Source organism: Pseudarthrobacter sulfonivorans (assembly GCF_024391045.1).
GTDB classification, from domain to species: Bacteria; Actinomycetota; Actinomycetes; order Actinomycetales; family Micrococcaceae; genus Arthrobacter; species Arthrobacter sulfonivorans_B.
In genome coordinates this window covers 27,941-51,481 of record NZ_JANFCZ010000002.1, presented here as the reverse complement: position 1 = coordinate 51,481, position 23,541 = coordinate 27,941, and the positions used below count along the sequence as shown (strand labels likewise).

18 protein-coding genes are annotated in these 23,541 nt (G+C 66.7%); 13 read left to right on the top strand and 5 right to left on the bottom strand.

The window, feature by feature from the left end; all coding sequences use genetic code 11:
• The first annotated feature begins 19 nt into the window (after positions 1-19).
• Positions 20-1,543 carry an ATP-dependent DNA ligase gene (locus NQJ30_RS01545; RefSeq protein ID WP_255767976.1) on the top strand — a complete coding sequence of 508 codons (1,524 nt, stop codon included), beginning with the start codon at positions 20-22 and terminating at the stop codon, positions 1,541-1,543.
• 6 nt (positions 1,544-1,549) lie between these two features.
• On the opposite strand, the gene NQJ30_RS01540 is transcribed toward NQJ30_RS01545, so the two are convergent.
• A complete protein-coding gene (locus NQJ30_RS01540; RefSeq protein WP_255767975.1) occupies positions 1,550-2,518 on the bottom strand; it encodes a DUF389 domain-containing protein in 969 nt (322 codons plus the stop codon).
• 133 nt (positions 2,519-2,651) lie between these two features.
• Between NQJ30_RS01540 and NQJ30_RS01535 the strand changes: the two genes are divergently transcribed.
• From NQJ30_RS01535 to NQJ30_RS01525, 3 genes are all read left to right on the top strand, one after another.
• Positions 2,652-4,718, top strand: a complete 2,067-nt coding sequence (locus NQJ30_RS01535; RefSeq protein ID WP_304663743.1) for an acyltransferase family protein — start codon at positions 2,652-2,654, stop codon at positions 4,716-4,718.
• 225 nt (positions 4,719-4,943) lie between these two features.
• Entirely contained in the window at positions 4,944-6,455 is a 1,512-nt protein-coding gene (guaB, locus tag NQJ30_RS01530; RefSeq protein WP_255767973.1) for an IMP dehydrogenase, read from the top strand.
• Positions 6,398-8,302 (top strand): ABC transporter ATP-binding protein, encoded by a 1,905-nt coding sequence (locus NQJ30_RS01525; RefSeq protein ID WP_374113207.1) that lies wholly within the window; start codon positions 6,398-6,400, stop codon positions 8,300-8,302. Before guaB ends, NQJ30_RS01525 begins: the two co-directional genes overlap by 58 nt.
• Here NQJ30_RS01525 and NQJ30_RS01520 read toward each other — a convergent pair.
• The gene (locus NQJ30_RS01520) at positions 8,299-8,919 is read right to left on the bottom strand and encodes a hypothetical protein (RefSeq protein WP_255767971.1); all 621 of its coding nucleotides are present in this window, start codon (positions 8,917-8,919) and stop codon (positions 8,299-8,301) included. The genes NQJ30_RS01525 and NQJ30_RS01520 overlap by 4 nt on opposite strands.
• Before the next feature lie 47 nt (positions 8,920-8,966).
• On the opposite strand from NQJ30_RS01520, the gene NQJ30_RS01515 reads away from it, so the two are divergent.
• From NQJ30_RS01515 to NQJ30_RS01485, 7 genes are all read left to right on the top strand, one after another.
• A complete protein-coding gene (locus tag NQJ30_RS01515; protein WP_255767970.1) occupies positions 8,967-10,103 on the top strand; it encodes a GuaB3 family IMP dehydrogenase-related protein in 1,137 nt (378 codons plus the stop codon).
• Positions 10,104-10,186: 83 nt separating this feature from the next.
• On the top strand, positions 10,187-11,926 hold the full coding sequence (locus NQJ30_RS01510; protein WP_255767969.1) for a glycerol-3-phosphate dehydrogenase/oxidase: 1,740 nt from the start codon (positions 10,187-10,189) through the stop codon (positions 11,924-11,926).
• A 46-nt stretch (positions 11,927-11,972) separates the two neighbouring features.
• Positions 11,973-12,461: a PTS sugar transporter subunit IIA gene (locus NQJ30_RS01505; RefSeq protein WP_255767968.1), complete on the top strand. Its 489-nt coding sequence runs from the start codon at positions 11,973-11,975 to the stop codon at positions 12,459-12,461.
• Between the two features lie 117 nt (positions 12,462-12,578).
• Entirely contained in the window at positions 12,579-13,439 is an 861-nt protein-coding gene (locus NQJ30_RS01500) for an SURF1 family protein (protein WP_255767967.1), read from the top strand.
• Positions 13,436-13,936 (top strand): DUF3817 domain-containing protein, encoded by a 501-nt coding sequence (locus NQJ30_RS01495; protein ID WP_255767966.1) that lies wholly within the window; start codon positions 13,436-13,438, stop codon positions 13,934-13,936. Before NQJ30_RS01500 ends, NQJ30_RS01495 begins: the two co-directional genes overlap by 4 nt.
• A gap of 102 nt (positions 13,937-14,038) precedes the next feature.
• The gene (guaA, locus tag NQJ30_RS01490; protein WP_255767965.1) at positions 14,039-15,628 is read left to right on the top strand and encodes a glutamine-hydrolyzing GMP synthase; all 1,590 of its coding nucleotides are present in this window, start codon (positions 14,039-14,041) and stop codon (positions 15,626-15,628) included.
• Between the two features lie 128 nt (positions 15,629-15,756).
• Positions 15,757-19,860 (top strand): DUF4011 domain-containing protein, encoded by a 4,104-nt coding sequence (locus NQJ30_RS01485; RefSeq protein WP_255767964.1) that lies wholly within the window; start codon positions 15,757-15,759, stop codon positions 19,858-19,860.
• Positions 19,861-19,876: 16 nt separating this feature from the next.
• Here NQJ30_RS01485 and cpaB read toward each other — a convergent pair whose 3' ends face one another.
• The 3 genes from cpaB to NQJ30_RS01470 all read right to left on the bottom strand — a co-directional run bounded on the left by cpaB (position 19,877) and on the right by NQJ30_RS01470 (position 21,829).
• Complete coding sequence (gene cpaB / locus NQJ30_RS01480) at positions 19,877-20,623, bottom strand: Flp pilus assembly protein CpaB (protein WP_255767963.1); 747 nt, start codon at positions 20,621-20,623, stop codon at positions 19,877-19,879.
• 182 nt (positions 20,624-20,805) lie between these two features.
• Entirely contained in the window at positions 20,806-21,072 is a 267-nt protein-coding gene (locus tag NQJ30_RS01475) for an FmdB family zinc ribbon protein (RefSeq protein WP_255767962.1), read from the bottom strand.
• 136 nt (positions 21,073-21,208) lie between these two features.
• Positions 21,209-21,829: a 5-formyltetrahydrofolate cyclo-ligase gene (locus NQJ30_RS01470; RefSeq protein WP_255767961.1), complete on the bottom strand. Its 621-nt coding sequence runs from the start codon at positions 21,827-21,829 to the stop codon at positions 21,209-21,211.
• Between the two features lie 142 nt (positions 21,830-21,971).
• On the opposite strand from NQJ30_RS01470, the gene galU reads away from it, so the two are divergent.
• Both galU and NQJ30_RS01460 read left to right on the top strand, forming a co-directional pair.
• Positions 21,972-22,877 carry a UTP--glucose-1-phosphate uridylyltransferase GalU gene (gene galU, locus NQJ30_RS01465; RefSeq protein ID WP_255767960.1) on the top strand — a complete coding sequence of 302 codons (906 nt, stop codon included), beginning with the start codon at positions 21,972-21,974 and terminating at the stop codon, positions 22,875-22,877.
• A 5-nt stretch (positions 22,878-22,882) separates the two neighbouring features.
• A complete protein-coding gene (locus tag NQJ30_RS01460; RefSeq protein ID WP_255767959.1) occupies positions 22,883-23,500 on the top strand; it encodes a GNAT family N-acetyltransferase in 618 nt (205 codons plus the stop codon).
• The last annotated feature ends 41 nt before the right edge of the window (positions 23,501-23,541 follow it).

Below are 23,541 nucleotides of genomic sequence, written 5' to 3'. Positions count from 1 at the left end.
GTCGTGGCAGACTGGTGCCATGCTGCTCAACGAGCTCGTGAAAACCTCGGACGCTGTTGCGGCCACCCGGTCCCGGCTCGCGAAAGTCGAGGCACTGGCGGACCTGCTGCGCCGGCTTGAACCCGGGGACGTGGCCGCCGCCGTCGGAATGCTCGCCGCCAAGCCGCGGCAGGGCCGGGTCGGCATCGGCTGGCGCGGAATGACCGCGGCGATGGGGGAGCCAGCCGGGGAACCGGGCCTGACGGTCGCTGATCTGGATGCCGCACTGGATAACCTGCACGCCACCGCAGGTGCGGGGTCGGCCGCGGAACGTGCCGCCACCCTCCGGACGCTCACGGCGGCAGCCACCGACCGCGAGCAGGCCTTCATCGCCGGGGTGCTGCTCGGGGAACTGCGGACCGGTGCCCTGGAAGGGGTGTTGACGGACGCAATCGCCCGCGCCGCCGGGAAGCCGGTTGACTCAGTTCGCCGCGCCGCCATGCTGTCCGGGGACCTGGGCGGGACGGCACTGCTGGCCATCACAGGCACCGCAGCCGAGCTCGACGCCGTCGGCCTCGTCGTTGGGCGTCCCGTGCAGCCCATGCTCGCCGCAACCGCCGCCAGCGCCAGCGCGGCGCTGGAGGTTACAGGGGAAGCCTCCGTGGAATACAAGCTCGACGGCGCCCGCATCCAGGTGCATCGCCTCGGCGACGAGGTGCGCATCTTCACCCGCACCCTGGCCGACGTGACCCACCGGCTGCCCGAGGTGGTGGAGGTGGTGCGCGGACTGCGGGTCCGCGACGTGATTCTCGACGGCGAGACCCTCACCCTGGACGAGGACGGCGGCCCGCGGCCGTTCCAGGAGACCATGTCCCGCTTCGGGGCGGACGCCGCGCGGGCCACGGTGCTCCATCCGTGGTTCTTCGACGTGCTGCACCTGGACGGACGTGACCTGCTCGACGAACCGTTGTCCGCGCGCATCGGCGTGCTCGAGCGGATCGCCCCGGACTACCGGATTCCGGGGGAGGTCACTGCGGACGCGGCTGTTGCCGAACGGGTGTCCCGCGATGCGCTCGCGGCGGGGCATGAGGGCGTGGTGGTGAAAGCCGTGGGATCGGCGTATGCGGCCGGACGGCGTGGTTCCAACTGGATCAAAGTGAAGCCCGTCCTCACGTACGACCTCGTGGTGCTGGCCTGCGAGTGGGGCTCAGGGCGGCGCACGGGGCTGCTGTCGAACCTGCATCTCGGTGCCCTGGACCCTGCCGGCGAGTTCGGCGAACCGGGCGGCTATGTGATGGTGGGGAAGACGTTCAAGGGCCTTACCGACGCGCTGCTGAGCTGGCAGACCGGGCGGTTCCAGGAGCTTGAGGTGCGGCGCACTGCCGGTACTGTCTGGGTGGAGCCCGTCACCGTCGTCGAAATAGCGATCGACGGCGTCCAGCAGTCCTCCCGCTATCCGGGCGGGATCGCCCTGCGGTTCGCGCGGGTGAAGCGGTACCGCGAGGACAAAACGGCGGCGGAGGCGGACACCATCCAGACGCTGCGCGGGCTGCTGCGTTCCTAGCCCCGGTCATCCGCGGGTCCGCCGCAGCTGCCACCTCAGCTGCCGGGCCGCTGCTTCGGGTAGCCGTCTGGACACCACACGGTAGAACAGGAGGACGGCCACGGCGGACACAACAATTCCCACAAGGTTGAGCAGCAGTTGGAACGCCGACCCTGCTGCTTTCTGGAATTCGCCCAGGACCAGGGCTACCGCCACGAAACCGGCCGCCGGGACGGTGGTGACCGAGATAAAAACCCCGATGAGCGCCGCGGAACGGCGGCTGATGACGGAAAGCATTCCGGCGGCTCCGGCCAGGACGGCCACGATCAGTGAATACGGTCCCGGGTGGTAGATGAATTCGACGGCGGACCCGGTATCCAGCGCATCGGCGGGAAAGAGGCCCAGGGGGACGGACAACCAGGCAGTCAGGGCCGCCAGGAGCATGGCCACCGGAAAACCCACTCCCAGCGCCAGGGCGGCCCGGCGCCCCAGGGCCCACTGCCGTCTCGCCAGCGCCACTGCCAATGCGGCCAAGGGGCCGAACTCCGGACCCACGGCCATGGCCCCGACGATCGCGATAGTGGAGTTGGTCACGATGCCGATCGCTGCGAGCTGTGTGGCCAGTACCAGGAAGGCAAGGTAACTCCACGTGAGCCGGGAGTCCTCGCCCGTTTGGTGGCTGACTTCGTCCCAGATCATGGCGTCCGCACCATCTCCGGGCGCGGACGATTCCGCAGTCTCTGCACGCCGGGACAACACCAGTTCCGGCATGGCAATCACGATCGAGCCCACTTCCTGCACCTTGAGGACGTGAAGCTTCTCGAGCAGCTCCTCCACCGCCTCCCTGGCGGCCTGCACCTCGATGACATCGCCTTCGGGCAACACGGATGCGCCCGGGTAGAACGCCGTTTCAGCCGTTCCGACCTGTTCCTGGCAAGCCTGCAGCGCCACCGCCGACAGCTCTTCGGGCACACAAATCCGCAGCTGGACAATCACGCCCGCTCCCTTCCCTGGTAGTGGCCAGCTTAGTTCGTTGCGGCGCGCCGCCCCGGCGGGTCTGATTGGCCTTGGACGAGGCCTGTCCGTAGGCTTGATGTTTTTGCCAGCCGGTCTTGAAGGGTCACTTGTGTTGATTGCGGGAACAGAAGCTGCCCCCGGCGGTACGACCGGCCGCACCGGCACACCACGGAAACCCGGCTTCCGACCGGAAGTGCAGGGGCTCCGCGCGCTCGCAGTCCTGATGGTGGTGACCTACCACGTGTGGCTGGGCCGGGTCTCCGGCGGGGTGGATATCTTCCTCCTGATCTCTGCCTTCCTCCTGACTTTGTCCTTCGTCAGGAAGGTCGAATCGGGGACCTCCCTCAACCTCCTCCGGCACTGGCTGCACCTGTTCAAACGGTTGCTGCCCGCCGCCGTCGTAGTGATCCTCGGCGTCCTCGCCGGCACCTGGCTGGTCCTCCCGCAAAGCCGTTGGCCGGCAGTGCTGGACCAGGCCTGGGCCTCGCTGCTGTACCGGCAGAACTGGCTGCTGGCGGACACCGCAGTGGACTATTACGCCCAGGACCACGCCAGCGCGAGCCCGCTGCAGCACTTCTGGTCCCTGTCCATCCAGGGGCAGGTCTTTATCCTGTGGCCGCTCGTTTTCGCCGGATCCGCCGTGGTGTGGCGGCTCCTCCGGAGACACTTCAACACCAGCTATAGGGCCGTGCTGGCTGCCGCTTTCGGGGCCATCCTCGTTGCGTCGCTGGCCTATTCGGTTGACCAGACGGCCACCAACCAGGCGTACGCGTACTTCGACACCCGGGCCAGGCTGTGGGAATTCGCCCTGGGTTCACTCCTCGCCCTCGGCCTGCCGTTCCTGAATCCCGGCAAGATCCTTCGGCTCATCCTCGGCTGGGCAGGCCTGGCGGCCATGGTCTCCTGCGGGCTGGTACTGACCGTGGACCGGGCCTTCCCGGGGTTTGTGGCGCTCTGGCCCACGCTGGCGGCGGCAGCGATCATCGTGGCCGGCCAAAGCGGCAGCCGGTTCGGCGTGGACCGTTTCCTGAGCTGGAAGCCGCTGGTTTCGCTGGGCGACAACTCCTACGCGCTCTACCTATGGCACTGGCCCGTCCTGGTGCTGGCACTGGCCGCAACCGGCGTCGAGTCCCCGAACCTCAGCCAGGGCGGGGCGATCATCGGAGCCTCCATGGTCCTCGCCGTCCTGACCACCCGCTTTGTCGAAAAGCCGCTCCGCGAGTGGCGCTGGCCGCAGGTGCGCAGCTGGCGCACCGCCGTCGTCATTGCCGCCTGCTGCGCAGTGCTGGCCGGGCCGGTCGCGGTCTGGCAGACAAGCCTCACCGAGGAGGAGGCAGCCACCGCAGCGCAGCCCCGGGAAATGACGCCGGGCGCGGCCCAGCTCAGCCAGGGGAACGGCGGCACGCCTGCTCCCGCCGCGCGGATCATTCCTGCCCCTGCGGCCCTCGACAACGACTGGGCGGGGATCCACGCACCCTGCGTCGACGGCAATGCAACGCCGGACCCTGTGCTGGAAGGGTGCCGGCAGGAGATCCCCTCCGGCGACATCACCAAACGGATCGTTGTCCTCGGGGACTCGCACGCGCAGCAGTACCTGGCAGCCCTGGCCCCCATCGCGGAAGCCCGCGGCTGGGAACTGGTCACCCTGCTGATGCCGGCCTGCCGCTTCGGGGCCGAATCCGAGACCCGGAATGCCGAATGCAACACGTACAACCGCTCCAGCACGGCCTACGTGCTCGAACACCGGCCGGATGCCGTCTTCACGGTGGCCACCCTGACCCACGAGGAATCCCCGTTCGAGACCGAAGTGCCCGCCTATCTGGAAGGCATCCAGCCGATCGCCGACGCGGGCATCGAGATCGTCGGGATCCGGGACAACCCACGGTTCACCTTCAGCATGCCGGAGTGCGTGCAGCGCTACTCCCCGGAGGCACCGGCCTGCAATCCGCCGCTGAACGAGTCCCTGGTGGATCCTTCGCCGCTTGAGAGCTACCGCGGGAAGGTGGAAGGCCTGCACCTGATGGATGTCAGCGATTTTATCTGCGCCGGCGGCATCTGCCCGGCCGTGGTGGGCAATGTCTACGTGTATAAGGATGACAACCATCTGAGCCGGACCTATGTCGAAAGCATGATCCCGATGTTCGAGGAGCGCTTGCTCGCTGCCACCGGCTGGACGTGACGGCACGGCTGCCACGGCCCGGGGGAGTGCCCTTGCTCACAACGCGCTCCCGGAATAGGGGGATCGGCCGCGAGGTTCTAATATTTACACAAAGCTTTCCGCATGGCTTCCGTGCGTGAGGCACAAACTTATTAGGCCCCTGCACCGACCAGTCCCGTAATGACGGGCTGGTCATCAGCTGCAACCCCTACCCGAGAACCCCAGACCAAGGTAAGAGGCGCACTCATGACCCAGCCCGAGCACAACCCCTTCGGCTTCATCGGCCTGACCTACGACGACGTCCTGCTGCTGCCCGGCCACACCGACGTCATCCCCTCCGACGCTGATACGACGTCGAGGATCTCCAAGCGGATCTCCGTCCACACCCCGCTGCTGTCCGCTGCCATGGACACCGTCACGGAGTCGCGGATGGCCATCGCCATGGCACGCCAGGGCGGCCTGGGCGTCATCCACCGCAACCTGTCCATCCAGGACCAGGCCGACCAGGTGGACCGCGTCAAGCGCAGCGAGTCCGGGATGATCACCAACCCGCTGACCATCGGCCCTGAGGCAACCCTGGCCGAGCTGGACGAAATCTGCTCCCAGTACCGCGTGTCGGGGCTTCCGGTGGTGGATGAAGGCATGCGCCTGCTCGGCATCGTCACCAACCGCGACACCCGCTTTGTCCCGGAAGCCGACTTCCCGCTCCGGCTGGTCAGCGACGTGATGACCAAGATGCCGCTGATCACCGGCCACGTGGGCATCAGCCGTGAGGAAGCTTCCCACAAGCTGGCCACCAACAAGATTGAGAAGCTGCCGCTCGTTGACGAGCAGGGCCGGCTCAAGGGCCTGATCACCACCAAGGACTTCACCAAGGCTGAGCAGTACCCGCTGGCCACCAAGGACGACGAGGGCCGGCTCCGTGTTGGTGCCGCCATCGGTTTCTTCGGGGACGGCTGGGAACGCGCCATGGCCCTGATCGACGCCGGTGTCGACGCCTTGTTCGTCGACACGGCCAACGGCCACTCGCAGGGTGTCCTGGACATGATCCGCCGGCTCAAGTCGGATCCGGTGGCCGCGCATGTGGACATCATCGGCGGCCAGGCAGCCACCCGCGAAGGTGCCCAGGCCCTGATCGACGCCGGTGCGGACGGCATCAAGGTGGGCGTAGGCCCGGGCTCCATCTGCACCACCCGCGTGGTGGCCGGTGTGGGCGTCCCGCAGATCACCGCCATCTACGAATCCGCCAAGGCAGCCATTCCTGCCGGCGTTCCCCTGATCGCCGACGGCGGCCTGCAGTACTCGGGCGACATCGGCAAGGCGCTGGTAGCCGGCGCCGACACCGTCATGCTGGGCTCCCTCCTCGCCGGCTGCGATGAGTCCCCGGGTGACCTGATCTTCGTCAACGGCAAGCAGTTCAAGCTCTACCGCGGCATGGGCTCCCTCGGTGCCATGCAGACCCGCGGCAAGAACACCTCCTACTCCAAGGACCGCTACTTCCAGGCGGATGTCTCCGGCGACGACAAGCTGATCCCGGAAGGCATTGAAGGCCGTGTGGCCTACCGCGGCCCGCTGGCCTCGGTGGCCTACCAGCTGGTTGGCGGCCTCCGCCAGACCATGTTCTACGTAGGCGCGCCCACCATCCCGGAGCTGAAGGCGCGCGGCAAGTTCGTCCGCATCACCGCGGCCGGGCTCAAGGAATCGCACCCCCACGACATCCAGATGACGGTGGAGGCTCCGAACTACGGTTCGCGCTAACGGGCGTGTCTGAGCTGCGGCCCGCCCGCACGCCCAGCCGGAAATTGACGGTGGGGCCCTACGCCCGGGCCGTGGCCCAGGTGCTGCGCGTCAGCTTCCGGGCCTCGCCTGCCGCCGTCGTGATGAAGGTTGTGGGGTCGCTGATCTCGGCGACCCTGCCGCTGGTCACCACGTACTTTGCCGCGCTGACCACCACCGCCTTGGCGGCGGCCTACGCGGGCAATGCCGCGGCGGGACAGCAGGCAATCATTTACGTGATAGTCACGGCCGCCCTGGGGCTTTTCTGGGGTGCCTTCGGCAGCCTGGACCGGTACATCCAGCAGCTCATGAGCTTTAAAGTGGGCGCCATCGTGGGCGACCAGATGTACGAGCGGTTCCTCGCGCTGGAGTTCTGGCGGTACGACGACAAAGAGACCGTGGACCTCTACGACCGCGCCAAACGGTTCTCGGATTCCTATGCCCGGGTCCTGGACCGCATCGCCGCGATCTTCACCCAGCTGGTCTCGGTGATCCTGGCGATCGGTGCGCTGCTGCTGGTCAGCTGGTGGATCGCCGTGATTGTGCTCGTGGCGATCGTGCCCAGTGTGTACCTGCAGTTCAAGCTGTCCCGGGAACAGATCGCGCACTGGAACACGCAGGTGGATTCGCGCCGCCAGCGCCGGATGATCGAAACGAACCTGCTCCGCCCGCAGCACATCGCCGAGATGCGCCTGTACGGGATCGTGGCTTACCTGATGGACCTCCGTTCCCGGCTGCGCGACGCGGACGAACGCCGCCGCCTGGACTTCCAGAAGCGTTACATTCCCAAGCAGCTGGCCGCCGACGCGCTGCAGTACGGCGCCGAAGTGGTCTCGCTGATCTGGGTGGTGGGGCAGATCATCGCGCATGCTCAGCCGGTGGGCCAGTTCCTGTACGTCCAGCAGATTGTCAGCCGCGCCCTGTCCACGGCCAACAACCTGGTGTCGTCGCTGAGTTCCATCGATGAGGACCTAGCGAACCTCAAGGACTACGAACTTTTCATGGCCCTCCCGGTCCACTCGCGCCACGCACCGGCCCTGCTGCAGGCCCCCGGGACGGTGGAGCTGCGGGACATCCGGTTCACCTACACCGGCAGCGACCTCGAGGTGATCCGCGGCATCAGCATGACCATCCGGGAAGGGCAGCACGTTGCCATCGTGGGGGAGAACGGCGCCGGGAAGTCCACCCTGATCAGGATCCTGGCCGGGCTTTACGCTCCGGATTCCGGGCAGGTAATGCTCGACGGCGTGGATCTCGCCGCCGTCGATGTCACCTCCTGGCACCGCCACCTGGCGGTGCTGAGCCAGGAATTCCTGAAGTACGAGTTCGCGACAGCCGCGGAAAACATCCGCTTTGGTGACGTCGATTCACCCCGGGACGATGACCGGATCCGGCGGGCGGCCGCCGACGCCGAAGCCCTCGAATTCATCAACAAACTGCCGCACGGGCTGGACAACCACGTCAGCAACTGGATGGAGGATCCGCGCGGCCGGAAAGGCAGCGGGCTCTCCGGCGGGCAGTGGCAGCGCCTGGCGATGGCCCGAAACTTTTACCGCGATGCTGCTTTCATGGTGATGGACGAACCAACGTCAGCCATCGACGCGCTGGCGGAACACCGGATCTTCACCCGGCTGTTTGCGGACCGCAGCAGCACCATCATTGCCATCAGCCACCGCCTCGCCACCATCGAGAAGGCGGACGTCGTCTACATGCTCGAGGACGGGCAGGTGGTGGAGCAGGGCACCCACAAGGAACTGGTAGCGCTGCGTGGCCGGTACTTCAGGATGTTTGAGTCCCAGCTGAGCCTTGATCCCCAGAGCGGACCCTAGCCCCCTTCAGCGGTCCCGGCCACAATGGTGGTCCGCACCCGGGACACGCCGGGCCGGGCCGGAACGCTGCTGAACCCGAAATTCACGCCGGGCCGGATGGGAGCCAACGCGCCGGCGTCAACGCCGTCCCAGCTCACGACGGCGGAGCTGACCCGGTGCAGATCAGTCACGCCATAATATTCAAGCCTGCCGCTCCCGGCAGTTCCGGCCGTCCTGGCCCCGGGACTGAGGAGCGCCGCCAGCGGACCGATGGCCCGCAGCCAGGCCGGGTGCACGGCGAGGGGCCGCGGCACCGCGCGGAGGACGGCGCCGAGGAGGGTCCTGCGGCCGATGCCTGCCTGCAGTGCCAGGGGGCCGGCGTCGACCCTTAAGAACCGATCCGTCAACACCACGTTCACTTCAACCACAACGACCCGGTCAAAGTTGTAGGTGCCGGAAATGAAGCCGGCCACCTCCTGCGTGGGGGCCAGCAGGAGCCGGTCTCCTGACGGGTGCTCGATCATAACGTCCGCGAAGGACCCGAAGGGGGAATGCTGCCAAACGCCCACAACGGCCCGAATTCCGGACTGTGTTCCTATGCCGGCAATGTGCCCGTCGAAGATCCAGCGCTTTCCCATACGACACTGTAGCCAGCACAGCACCGGGGCTGGGATAACCTAGAGCAGTGACTTACGAGATCGAGATCGGCCGTGGCAAGCGTGGGCGTCGTGCCTACTCCCTGGATGACATTGCGATCGTCCCCAACCGTCGTACCCGCGACCCCAAGGACGTGTCTGTCTCCTGGCAGATTGATGCGTACAAGTTCGAGATGCCGGTGATCGGGGCGCCGATGGATTCGGCCATGTCACCCGAGACGGCCATTGCGCTGGGACGTCTGGGCGGCTTGGGTGTCCTGGACCTGGAGGGCCTCTGGACCCGCTACGAGGATCCGCAGTCCGTCCTTGATGAGATCGCCGCGCTCGAGGACGAGGTCAACAGCCCCGCGGTGACCGGCCGTATGCAGGAGCTCTACCAGGCTCCCATCCAGCCCGACCTGATCACGTCCCGCCTGGCCGAGATCCGCGCCGCCGGTGTGACCGTGGCCGGATCGCTGACACCGCAGCGCACCCAGGAACACTACAAGACCGTGGTGGCCGCCGGCGTCGACATCTTTGTTATCCGCGGGACCACCGTCTCCGCAGAGCATGTCTCGAAAGACGACGAACCGCTGAACCTGAAGCAGTTCATTTACGAACTCGACGTACCGGTGATTGTGGGCGGCGCGGCAGGCTACACGCCCGCCCTGCACCTGATGCGGACCGGCGCGGCCGGCGTCCTGGTCGGCTTCGGCGGGGGAGCCACCGGTACCACCCGACGCGCGCTGGGAATCCATTCGCCCATGGCGTCCGCGATCTCCGACGTCGCCGCCGCCCGCCGTGACTACATGGACGAATCGGGCGGACGCTACGTCCACGTCATCGCCGACGGCGGCATGGGCACCTCGGGTGACATCGTCAAGGCAATCGCCATGGGCGCCGACGCCGTCATGCTCGGCAGCGCGCTCGCACGGGCCGAAGAGGCTCCGGGCAAGGGCTGGCACTGGGGCCAGGAGGCACACCACCTGGAACTGCCCCGCGGCGACCGGGCCAACGTGGGCACGGTGGGGCCGCTCCAGGAGGTGCTCTTCGGGCCGGGCCATCACACCAACGGCACGTCGAACCTCATCGGTGCGCTCCGCCGTTCGATGGCCACCACGGGGTACTCGGATCTGAAGGAGTTCCAGCGCGTCGACGTCGTGGTGTCCCCGTACGTAGGTAACTAAGGGTCCCCGAACGCCTGCCCAACTGCGCGGCAACGAAGTAGTGTGGGGTTACTACCGGCAGCAGCGGCAAGGGGAGGCGTTCCATGAACAGTGTTCCAAACGAAGGCGGTGCCCTGGGGCCCGCAGCCCGGGAAGCATCGATTGCCCGGCTGAAGGCAACGTCCGAGCCCGGCAATGAACTGGACATCCTCATTGTGGGCGGCGGGATCGTGGGCACCGGGTCGGCCCTGGACGCGGTGACCCGAGGCCTGAGCGTGGGCATTGTGGAGGCCAGCGACTGGGCTGCCGGCACGTCGTCGAGGTCATCCAAGCTCATCCATGGCGGCCTGCGCTACCTGGAGATGCTGGACTTCGCGCTGGTCAAGGAAGCATTGCAGGAGCGTGGACTGCTGCTGTCAGAGATCGCCCCGCACCTGGCCCGGCCCGTGCCGTTCCTGTACCCGCTGACCAAGCCCTTCCTCGAGCGTCCCTACGTGGGGGCCGGCATTGCCCTCTATGACCTGATGTCCGTCTCCAACGGGCACCGGCGGGGCGTGCCGTTCCACAAGCACCTCAGCCGGCGGGGTACCCTCCGGGCCGCGCCCAGCCTCAAAAACGATGCCTTTGTGGGGTCGATCCGCTACTACGACGGCCAGGTGGACGACGCGAAGTACTGCGCCAACCTGATCCGGACGGCAGCCCACTACGGCGCCCACGCGGTGAACCAGATGGCCGTGGTGGACTTCCTCCGGGAAGGCGAACGCGTGGTGGGCGCCAAGGTGGTCAACCATGAGGACGGTTCGTACTTCAACATCCGTGCCAAGCAGGTCATCAACGCCACCGGGGTGTGGACCGACGAAACCCAGGCGATGGTCACGGACCGCGGGCAGCTGAAGGTCCGGGCGTCCAAGGGCATTCACCTGGTGGTGCCCCGCGACCGGTTCCAGTCCACCGTTGGCCTGATCCTGCGGACCGAAAAATCGGTGCTGTTTGTGATCCCGTGGGGCCGGCACTGGATTATCGGGACCACCGACACCGACTGGCATCTGGACAAAGCCCACCCGGCGGCCTCCAGCAAGGACATCGATTACATCCTCGAACACGTCAACAAAGTGCTGAAGCGGCCCCTGACGCGCGAAGACGTCGAAGGGGTTTACGCAGGGCTCCGTCCGCTCCTGGCCGGTGAGAGCGACTCCACCGCGAAACTCTCCCGCGAACACGTGGTGGCACACCCCGTCCCCGGCCTGGTGGTGGTGGCCGGCGGCAAGTGGACCACGTACCGCGTGATGGCCAAGGACGCGGTGGACGAGGCTACCCGCACCATGGATGAGCGGGTCCCGCCGAGCTGCACCGAAACCATCCCGCTGCTCGGGGCGAGCGGCTTCAAAGCCGCCTGGAACCGCAGGAGCAGGACAGCCGAGGAATACGGCGTCCATGTGGCCAGGGTGGAGCACCTGCTCAACCGCTACGGCTCCATGACGCCCGAAGTGCTCGCCATCATCAAGGAACGGCCAGAACTCGCGGAGCCGCTGCCCGGCGCCGACGACTACCTGCAGGCGGAAGCCGTCTACGCGGCCACCCACGAAGGCGCTCGGCACGTCCATGACGTGCTGACCCGGCGGACCCGGATTTCCATTGAAGCGTGGGACCGCGGCGTGTCCGCCGTGCCTGTAGTCGCTACACTGATGGGCGAAGTTCTTGGCTGGAGCGACGTGCAGCGCGAAAGCGAAATAAAGCACTACATCGCCCGGGTTGAGGCCGAACGGCTGAGCCAGCAGCAGCCGGACGACGAATCAGCCGACGCCGCCCGCCTCGGCGTGGAGGACATTGTCCCGTTGCGCTGAGGGGCCGTCAGCAACTCCACACCTCACCTGACCGAAGGAACCCGCCTTGGCCGAACCACTTGACCGGTACGATGCCGATCTGACCACCTCCGAACTGGTGATTCTGGAGTTGGAGGCAACGGACAAGGCAGATGCTGCGGCGCAACTCGCGGAACGGCTCTTCGCGGCCGGCCGGGTTACGGACCTGGCGGGCTTCCTTGAGCACGTCAACGCCCGGGAACACCAGCTTGCCACCGGCCTGCCCGGAGGGATCGGCCTGCCCCACGCACGCAGTGAGTACGTCTCGCGGACGTCCATCGCCGTCGGGATCACCAAATACGGGCACGCGCTGGACTTCGGCGCCGCAGACGGTCCCGCCACCGTCATCCTGCTGATTGCCACCCCGGCCAGCTCGTTTTCGGATCACCTGGAAGTGCTGGCCACGTTGGCCCGCTCACTGTCCAAGGAGTCCTTCCGGGAGTCACTGCGCCGGGCCTACGACGCCGAAGTCATCGCAGAGCTGATCAACTCCAGCCTGGTGTTCTTCGACCACTAAGTGGGGCAGGCCCTTTCGTGTCGACTGCGTCGCCACGCAGGGACCCTGCTGCCCCACTCAAGGGGCAGGGACCGGCACGTTTAGTTGTTCTACAGCGGAACGAAGTACGGTTAAGGGGTGTGGAAAACAGCCCTTAAGCCCCGATGGATCGCCGGCCTGGTGTTCGCGATCGTCGTCTCCGGGGTGTTTGTCCTGCTCAGCCAGTGGCAGTTCGGGCGGTCCGTGCAACCTGAGGTTCCAGTCAACCCGGCCACCGAAGATACCAGGGCGCTCACGGAGACCCTTGAGCCTGGAAACTTCTTCCCCGGGACCGCGTCCGACCAGATGGTTTCGGCGGAAGGCACGTATGACCCCGTAAAACAGGTCCTGGTTCCGGGACGCCTCAAGGACGGAAACACAGGGTACTGGGTGGTTTCCGCCTTCGCCGTCAAAGGGGCGCCTGCCCTCAGCGGCGTAGCCGCTTCCCCCGAGACATGGATACCGGTCGCCCGCGGCTGGGTGGCTGATCCCGCCGACGCCGGCGCCCCGCCGTCGGGCACCGTCCGCCTGACCGGACGGCTTCTCCCGTCCGAATCACCGCTGCCTGCCACCGCGCCGGAAGCGGGACGCGCCACCGCCGTCTCGGTCGCCGAACTCATCAACTTCTGGGATATCAGCAGCTACCCGGGATTTGTCGCCGCCACCGCCGAAGTCACGGACGGCACCGACGTGAGCGCGGCGGCGGCCGGCGGCGACCTCAAGCCGCTGAACATCGGTCCGCAGCCGCCGGCACAAAAGGTCAACTGGCTCAACGCCTTCTACTCCCTCGAGTGGGTGGTCTTCGCCGGCTTCGCCCTGTTCATCTGGTGGCGGCTGGTGCAGGACGACTACCGGCGCGGCCTGGAAGAGGACCTCGACGACGACGTCCACGATGATGTTCCGCCCACACCTCCCAGCCCACCAACCTCTGAACAGATCCAACAAAAGGTAAAGCCATGATCGAACCGAAACCGGCCGTCCAGCAGGGTTCCGCCCAGGGAAAAAACAAGAAACGCCGCTTCGGCGGCACCGAGGCACAGATCCGGTCCGCGCTGAAGTTCTACAAAGTGATGGCCTACCTGACCGGCGGGATGCTGCTCCTGCTGTGCGCCGAACTGGTGGCACGGTACGCGTTTGGCCAGTACCTGTTCGCAGGCGGAACAAACGCCGTCACCGGCCAGCCCTTCGGCCTGGGCTTCGCCGACGCTGAACCCCAGGGCGTCCTGGGCGGGGTCAACGTTTCCGTTGCCGTGCTGATTGTGCACGGCTGGATGTACGTGGTGTACCTGATCTCCAACTTCCGGCTCTGGACGCTGATGCGCTGGCCGTTCCTGAAGCTGATCCTGCTGGCACTGGGCGGCGTGGTGCCCTTCCTCTCCTTCTTCGTGGAGAAGAAATTCCACGCCGAGGTCGAGGCCGAACTTGCCGCCCACCCGCAGGCGGCGCAGCGGTACTGACGCCCGGCAGCGGCGGGCGAGCCCCCGCCGTCGGACGTCTGCTCCGTCACACCCGGGGTCTGGAACGTGCGGCGGGGCAACCGCGCAAAGTAGGCTAGTACGGTGACTACTCCCACTGCATCCCAGACTTCCCAGAAGCCGGTGCTGGTTGTTGACTACGGTGCCCAGTACGCGCAGCTGATTGCCCGCCGCGTCCGGGAAGCGAATGTGTATTCGGAAGTGGTTCCGCATACCTACAGCACCGAGCAGCTCCTCGCCAAGAACCCCGCCGCCATCATCCTTTCGGGTGGCCCGTCCAGCGTGTACGCGGACGGTGCACCCTCCGTGGGCGCTGATCTGTTTGAGGCCGGGATTCCGGTATTCGGCATCTGCTACGGCTTCCAGGCCATGGCCAACGCGCTGGGCGGAAAAGTCGACAAGACAGGCCTGCGCGAGTACGGGTCCACCCGGACCACCCTCCTCGGCGAGGGCCGCTCCGTGCTGGCGGGCATGCCCCAAGACCAGAACACCTGGATGAGCCACGGGGACTCCGTGCACACGGCTCCCGAAGGATTCGAAGTGCTGGCCACCACCGCGGGCGCTGAAGTGGCTGCGTTCGCCAACGAGGAGAAGTGCCTGTACGGCGTGCAGTGGCACCCCGAAGTGAAGCACTCGGCGTACGGCCAGCAGGTGCTGGAGAACTTCCTGTTCAAGGGCGCGAAGCTCGAGCCCAACTGGACCACCGGGAACATCCTCGAGGAGCAGGTGGACCGGATCCGCCAGCAGGTCGGCGACGCCCGGGTAATCTGCGGCCTCTCCGGCGGCGTTGACTCCGCCGTCGCCGCCGCGCTGGTCCAGCGGGCCGTGGGCGACCAACTCACCTGCGTCTTCGTGGATCACGGGCTGCTGCGCGAAGGCGAAGCCGAACAGGTGGAGCGCGATTTCGTGGCCGCCACCGGCGTCAAGCTCTACGTGGCCAACGAGCAGGAGCGGTTCCAGGCCGCGCTTGCCGGTGTCAGCGATCCGGAAACCAAGCGCAAGATCATCGGCCGCGAATTCATCCGCGCCTTCGAAGAGGCTGAACTGGCCATCATCGCCGAGGCTGCGGCCGACGGCGAGAAAATCAAGTTCCTGGTCCAGGGCACGCTGTACCCGGACGTCGTCGAATCCGGCGGCGGCGAGGGTGCAGCCAACATCAAGAGCCACCACAACGTGGGCGGACTTCCCGAGGACCTGCAGTTCGAACTCGTGGAACCGCTGCGCGCACTGTTCAAGGACGAAGTCCGCGCCGTGGGCGCCCAGCTGGGCCTGCCGCAGGAAATCGTCGGCCGCCAGCCTTTCCCCGGGCCCGGCCTGGGCATCCGCATCGTCGGCGAGGTCACCAAGGAACGCCTGGACCTGCTCCGCAAGGCGGACGCCATCGCCCGCGCCGAGCTGACCGCAGCCGGGCTGGACAACGAGGTATGGCAGATGCCGGTGGTCCTGCTCGCCGACGTCCGCAGCGTTGGCGTGATGGGCGACGGCCGCACCTACGGCCACCCCATCGTCCTGCGCCCCGTGTCCTCCGAGGACGCCATGACGGCCGACTGGTCCCGCCTGCCGTATGACCTGCTTGCCCGGATCTCCAACCGGATCACCAACGAGGTGGAGGGCGTCAACCGGGTGGTGCTGGACGTGACCAGCAAGCCGCCGGGAACCATCGAGTGGGAATAGCAGTGTGAGTGGCCGGTCTCCGTCAGCGGAGGCCGGCCACTGCTCTTAGCCCTTGAAATCCCCTAATTTGGCCTGACCCAGTGTTGCGGTCTCTCATCCCGGCCGCTTTTGGCGCTACGCTCGAAAGCATGCCGGTATGGTCCAGGGCGTCACGTGCAAACGCAGAAAAGAAGGCAGTAGTGTCAGTTGGTCAAGGCCACCCGGAGGGTTCTGAGGAGCTTGGAAAATGGCTGTCCGGGCTCAAACCCGTCACCGGGGCAGACACCATGCTGCGTTTCACCAAGACCCCCGAAGGCTCCATTGACCTGACGCACGCCCACCCGTCCGGGCTGGCGCAGCTGATGGCGGGCCGCCGTACCAGGCTGTCCACCCTGATCCGGGACCACCAGCAGTACGTGGTGGCGGCCCGGGCATCCAGGAACATCCGCTCCAAAATTTTTGAACTGGCCAACGACCGCGGCATTGATGCCGGGTATCTGTCGGCGGGCACGGTGGTGTGGACCTCCGCCGTCGGCGGCAAGCCCCAGCGGATTTCCGCGCCGGTCATGCTCACCGCAATCTCACTCACGGTACGTCCCGGCGAGGACGACTACGAGCTGCAGCTCACCGAACAGGCCCACATCAACCCGGCGCTGGTCCGGCACCTGAAGAACGTCCACGGCATCGTTTTCGACGTCAACGCCGTCACCCGCCTCGCCTACAGCACGGCCCGCTTTGATCCGCAGCCGGTCCTGGACCGGCTTGCCACCCTGATCATGCCCATCCACGGCGCGGAGGCCCAGCACAATCTGCTGGTATCTACTTTTGCCGACCTCTCGGGCAACCTCGACGACCCCTGGATCAACGACGCCAACCCGCTCGTCACTGCATTGGCCAAAGCAGGCGGCGGCGAAGTGGTTGACGTTGAGGAACCGGACCCGTCGCGCTTTCCGGACGTGGACGACCGCCATCCCAGCGACGAACTCCTCCTCCTTGATGCCGACCCGGACCAGCAGTACGTCATTGACGCTGCCCGCGCGGGAGACTCCCTGGTGGTCAGCACCCCGCCGGGCACGGGCCAGACCCAGACGGCCCTCAACACCATCGGCGCCCTCGTGGATGCGGGGCGGACGGTACTGGTGGTGGGAGACCGCCGCGCCAGCCTGAACGAAGTCTCCGGCCAGCTGGAAGCCCTCGGCCTGGAGTCCATCCTCTTCCAGCTCTCGGGCACCGCCACGCCACAGCAGCTCAAGGCCCAGCTGGTGCGGGCCATCGTGCGCAACGAGAAGTCACTCGAACCGCAGCTGGGCAACCTGCACAAAACGCTCACCGAACACCGGCATGCGCTCAGGGACCACGTGGCCTCCCTGCATAACGTGCGCCAGCGGTGGGGCTGCTCGCCGTACCAGGCCATGCAGTCACTCGCGGAGCTGACGTCCATCTGCCCGGCCCCGGCCACCACTGTGCGGCTCAAGCGCAGTGTGCTGGACAGCATCCGTGACCGTAACGAGCTCGCCGGCAGGCTCCGCCGTGCCGCCGAACTGGGCAGCTTCAGCCGGGCCTCCACCACCAGTCCGTGGCACGGTGCCAGACTGCTCACCCGCAAGGAAACTGAGGAGGCCCAGGAACTGGCCCGCTCGGTGGCGACCAATCTTCCGATCCTCCGCGACCGGATGCACAGCGTGGCCGAGCACGCCGAGATCCGGCTGGGCAGTTCGTTCGCGGAATGGGGCGAGCAGCTCGAACTGCTGGTGGCTGTCCGCGAAAGTCTGGACAAGTTCACGCCGGACATTTTTGACCGGCCGGTCCATGACCTGATCTCCGCCACCGCGACTTCGGCCTGGCGCCGGGAGCGGAACATCGATATGGCTTCCATGCAGCGGTCCCGGTTGCGCCGCGTCGCCAAGGAATACGTCCGGCCGGGCGTGCACATCGCCGACCTCCACAGCTCGCTGGTGCTGGTCCAGGAGCAGCGGGCCCTCTGGTCCGGGTATGCCACCACACAGCGTCATCCGGCTGTCCCCTCCGGGCTCGCCGAAATGAACGTCATGTACCGGTCGCTGGACCGGGAGCTCACCGAACTGGGGGAGGCTCTCCGACACACGGCGGACGGCGGTTCGCTGGCAACCGCCCGCTACGAAGAACTCATGGAGCGGCTTGAACGGCTGGTCGCGGACACCGCCACGCTGAAGACGCTGCCGGAGCGCACCCTGCTCGTGGAAAACATGCGCGAACACGGCCTGGGTGAGCTCCTGACCGATCTGGCCGAGCGTGAGGTTCCGCCCGAGTCCGTGGCTGCCGAGCTTGAGCTTGCCTGGTGGCAGTCGGCCCTGGAAGCCATGATCAGCGGCGACGACTACCTGGCCATGTCCGACGGCGATGCCCTCCGCCAGCTTGAGGCCGAATACCGGCTCGCGGACAACGCCCACATTGCCAGTGGTGCCGCGCGCCTGCGCTGGGACCTTTCCGAGCGGTGGCGGGCCGCACTGGCGGAGCATCCGCGCCAGGCCCAGCTGCTGCGCAGCCTGCTCAAGGACGGGAGGGTGACGCTGGCCGCGCTGACGGCCCAGGCACCGGACCTCGTCCCCATGCTGGTGCCAGTATGGTCCGTGAGCCCGTACCTGATGACCGGTCTGCTCCCGGCAGAACAGCGCTTTGATGCCGTGGTCATCCTGGACGCTGAAACCACTTCGCTGCAGGCCGTCCTGCCGTCCATGGCACGGGCCAAGCAGGTCATTGCCTTCGGTGACGCCAAGATCGCCAGCCCCCGGACCTTCACGGTAGGCGTGGAGCGGCTGGCGGCCGGGGAAGCGGCGCACCAGCGCGTGGAAAGTGCCTACTCGGCACTGTCTGCGGTGCTGCCCGTCTGGCGCCTGAATTTTGTGTACCGTGCGGTGGACGAGGACCTCGTCCTGCAGTTGAGCAAGAATTTCTACGACGACGGCCTCCGCCGGCTCCCTGAGGGGCAAGCGGCCACGGGCCTGGACCGGGCGCTGACGGTGGAGTACCTGCCGGACGGGACGGGGCTGCCGAGCGCGGACCATGAGGGCGTCGAGTCCGTGGTGGCCGAGGTCAACCGCGTGGTGCAGCTGGTTTTCGAACACGCGAGGCTGCGTTCCCGCACGTCCCTTGCGGTGGTGACTGCCAGCCTGCGGCATGCGGCCCGGATCGGTGAGGCCATCCGGCTGCAGCTGCCCAACCACCCCACCCTGGCCGGATTCTTCGGCGGCGGGTCGGAGTCTTTCCGGGTAGTGGACCTTGAGCGGGCGCAGGGCCTTGTCCGCGACCACATCATTTTCTCGCCCGGCTTCGGCCGAACCCCGCACGGCCGGGCACTCCACAACTTCGGTCCGCTTTCCGCCGAGGGCGGTCGCGAAAAATTCGCGCTGGCCATGACGCGTGCGCGGCGGTCGATCCACGTCCTGACATGCTTCCAGCCCGAAGACCTCGACCACACCCGGCTTTCCTACGGCGCCGTGGAACTCTACGAGCTCCTGAACCGCGAAATCGCCGGAAAGACGGACCTCGGCACGCCTGCGTCGCGGGCCGCCGCCAGCGAACAGGCTCTCGGCGCCGACCCGCTCGTAGCAGACCTCGGTGACCGGCTGCGCGCCCGCGGGGCCCGCGTCTGGCACCAGTACGACGGCGTGATCGACGTGGTGGCGGCGGCGGACCCGCTCAGCACCATGGGGCAGGACGATGCAGACATCCCCTGGCCGGTGGCGATCGAGTCTGACGGCACCGAACAGTACCGCACCATGAGTGTCCGTGAGCGGAGTCGCCTGCGCCCGCAGCTGCTGGAACGGATGGGCTGGCGGTACATGCCGCTGTGGACCATCGAAGTCTTTACGGACCCGTCCACCTGCGCTGACCGGATCGCAGGCTACCTGGGCCTGGAGAATGTCATGCCCGCCGGACGCGGTACGGACTCGGGGGGATTCTTTGACGAAGATCTGGACTCGTCCCGCCCGGGAACGGCCGGATACGACAGGAACGAATACCAGGCCATGCGCCTGGAGAGTGAGGAGGTTGTTGTGAACACACAGAAACCCGGCCAGCCCGGCGCCGAAGCCGACGACCAGCCGGACACAATCGGCAACGGCCAGGCGCCCGCACCTGAGGTGGCGCAGACCGGTTCGGCAGCAGTTCTGCCGAACAAGGCCGCTGAGGACGATCCGCGGAACTGGGGCGACGGCAGCGACGACGATCACGACGCCTGGCTCAAGGAGAACAAGCCCCCGCACTGGGGCTGACAGCGGCACAACAACCTCACCCCGCCGCGCTGGCCGGTCCCACCAGGACAAAGAACAGCTTGCCCTGAGTGGACGCGCCGGCCAGGCGGGCGGCCTGTTCAGGGGCCGCGGCCACCACGATCAGCCCGTCAGTCTCGGCGGTGCCGAGCCACTGGCCTGTCTTTCCGCCTTGCCCCGATGTCCAGAGGACCGGTACGGCGGACGCGAGCACTTCGCTCGGTGACGTCTGCTCATAGCCGTTGGCGCCCGTCAACACAACGTTGATCAGCTGCCCCGGGGACACCAGCTGGATGGAGGACGGATCCGCCATCCTCAAGGGCACGGCAGCGGCACCCGGCGGGGCGCCCGTCAGGAGTGCCGGACCCAGCAGCTGGGAATCCGTCAGCAACTGGCCCTTCCGCAGCGGTGCTGCCAGTTGCTTGCCGGTGGCCACGGCCGGGTCGGCGATGGATCCGGCATGCACCAGCTGCGGCGGAATCCTCACAGGCGTCAGATCCCCTGCTGCCAACGCCGTGCCGACCGGCAGGTCGCGCACGGCGGCCAGCGTGGTTGCAGTGTCAGCCGGCGGGGGAGTGAGCTGATGGACAGTGATGCCGGCGGCAAGGCACAGCAGGAGGGCGATGGCCAGGCGCCGGTTCCGGCTTAGCCAGGACATGGCCCGGCGGCGGCCGTCCCGGCCTGTATTGCGTGAGCTAAGCGGGCTGCGGAGGGCGCGTGCGGCCGGAGAGGTCCGGCGGCCGGGGCGGAGGAGAGCGGCGGGCATGGCACCCACGCTATGTTCCGGCGACTGCGCCGCACAGCAGCAAAGGTGCCTATGTGGACAACTGTGCTGCCGACGTCGGACTCGGCGTCAGCAGGGCGCCGCTAACTGCCGCGACACCTGGCTTAGCGCGAGCGGATCACTGAAGCGCTAAGGGCCGGACCGTTACCGAAGAGAGGGCTGCGTCAGCTGGCTGCGGCTGCGGCGGGCGCAGCGGCGGGTGCCGGAGCGGGCGGCGCAGAGGGAGCGGCAGAAACCGTGCTGCTGCCCTTGGCATCGCGGGAGTCGGTCCGGTAAAAACCGGAGCCCTTGAACACCACACCAACGCTGTTGAACTTTTTGCGCAAGGCGCCCTGGCACTCCGGGCATGACGTCAGGGTGCTGTCGGTAAACGACTGGAAAACGTCGAAGGCGTGGCCGCAATCCTTGCAGGCGTAGGCATAAGTGGGCACTGATGATCCTCCTCTTGGGCAAACGAGAGGTCCTGCCTTGCCATGAACGAACGTGTCGCTCATTAGCAGTCTCAGGGCCTGAGTGCTAATTCTATCATCCTCAACAAGCGGCTTATGAGATTTGTTCCGTTGCTGGTCAGGACGCTGGGAGCAGTGGAACCAGGCCCGACGGCGTCAGGGCGGCAGGGACTTTGCGGTCAAACGTTTCGGCCGGGATGCTTCCGGCCGGCAGTACCTCGCCGTCGAAAACGATGGCCGTCAGCGGGATGTCTATTTCCGCGCCGGCGAGTGAGCCCAGCAGGACGTCGTAATAGCCGCCGCCCTGGCCAATCCGGTTCCCGCTGAGATCCAGGGCGGTGGCGGGGATCAGGAGGCCGGACACGGAAGCCATGGCGGAGAAGCCAAGACGGGCTCCGGCGGGTTCCAGTACCGGGGCAAAGCGGCTGCGGACAAACTCCGCCTCCGGCGTCCACCGGGTCCAGCTGAGTTGGCGGTCCGGTTCGCAGATCGGGAGCAGGACGGTGTGGCCCCGGCGGTGCAGTTCTCTGATCAGCGGCAGGGTGGGCGGTTCAGGCACCACACCCAGATAGGCGCAAAAGGTCGACGGCGTTGCATCGGCCAGCTGGTGGGCCCACCTGGCGCCGTGGATGGCAATCCGGGCGCCGGCGGTGTCCCGCTGACCGGTGTCCATGGCTGCGCGTTGTGCCCGGTGGCGTGCCCGGATGGTTTCCTTGGCCGCCCTGTCGCGCTCGGACATACTGCTCCCTCCTTCAGGTGCCGTGTTGCAAGGTCTTGAGGTGCCGGGTCCCGTGCTGCCGTGTTGCGGGGCGCCGCCTGCGGGGGCCGGCAGCGTTGACCGGAAGTTACTGAATGATCGGCCCCTCCGTTAGATTAGTCCAGTGACTACCTCTCAGCAGACTGTGCGCAAGGCCGTAATCCCCGCAGCAGGGCTCGGCACCAGGTTCCTGCCGGCCACCAAAGCCATGCCCAAGGAAATGCTTCCCGTGGTGGACAAGCCTGCCATTCAGTACGTGGTTGAAGAGGCTGTCAACGTTGGCCTCAACGACATCCTGATGATCACGGGACGCAACAAGCGTGCACTGGAGGACCACTTCGACCGGGTTCCTTCGCTGGAGGATACCCTCGAAGCCAAGGGCGATACGGCCAAGCTCGAGTCAATTCAGGCCGCCAGCAACCTCGGCGACATCCATTACGTCCGCCAGGGTGACCCCAACGGCCTCGGCCACGCGGTGCTGCGTGCAAAGCAGCACGTTGGCTACGAGCCGTTTGCGGTCCTCCTCGGTGACGACCTGATCGATGCGCGGGACGAACTGCTCAGCACCATGATCGACGTCCAGGCCAAGACGGGCGGATCCGTGGTGGCCCTTATCGAGGTGGAGCCGTCCCAGATCAGCGCCTACGGGTGCGCCGATGTCCAGGCCATCGACGGCGAAAGCTACGTGAGGATCAACAAGCTCGTCGAAAAGCCGGACGTGGCCGACGCCCCGTCCAACCTGGCCGTCATTGGCCGGTATGTCCTCCACCCCGAGGTTTTCGAAGTGCTGGAGCGTACCGGGCCCGGCCGCGGCGGCGAAATCCAATTGACGGACGCGCTGCAGGAACTGGCCGCCGGCGATGGTGAGGGTTACGGCGTCTACGGGGTGGTCTTCCGAGGCCGCCGTTACGATACCGGTGACAAGCTCAGCTACCTCAAGGCCTGCGTACAGCTCGCCATTGACAGCGACGACCTCGGCCCCGGCCTTCGGGAGTGGCTGCCGGAATTCGCCGCCGGCCTCACAAAATAGCTGCCGTGCGTCCCGGACCGATCTGGCCCGCCACCCTGGAGTGCGGTGACCTGGTCCTGCGTCCCATCAGGTACCGGGACAAGCGGGAATGGACCGAGGTCCGCTCACGCAACCGGGAGTGGCTGGAGCCCTGGGAAGCTTCCAATCCGGCGCCCGGCGGCCTCCTCCCGGATTACCGGCAGATGGTGCGGTCCCTGAAGCTCCAGGCAGCCCAGGGTACTGCCTTGCCGTTCCTGATCACCGAACGCACGCCACGGTCCGCGGCGCCCGTTATCGTAGGCCAGCTGACAGTGTCCTCGATTGTGTGGGGTTCGGCCATGATGGCAACCCTGGGTTATTGGGTTGATCAGGCCCGGGCCGGCCACGGGATCGCGCCCACGGCGGTTGCTCTCGCTACCGACCATTGTTTCCAGGTCCTTGGGCTGCACCGGATGGAGATCAACATCCGGCCCGAGAATGGCCCAAGCCTGCGGGTGGTGGAAAAGCTCGGTTTCCGCGATGAAGGGTACCGGCCCCGATTCCTGCACATCAACGGGGAATGGGCCGACCACCGATCGTTCGCGTTGACGGCCGAAGAAGTACCCGAAGGACTGCTCGATCGGTGGCTTGCATCGCGGGCCTGACCTGCAAAGGCTCTTCCGGCGTCATAAATCCAGTGATTTGC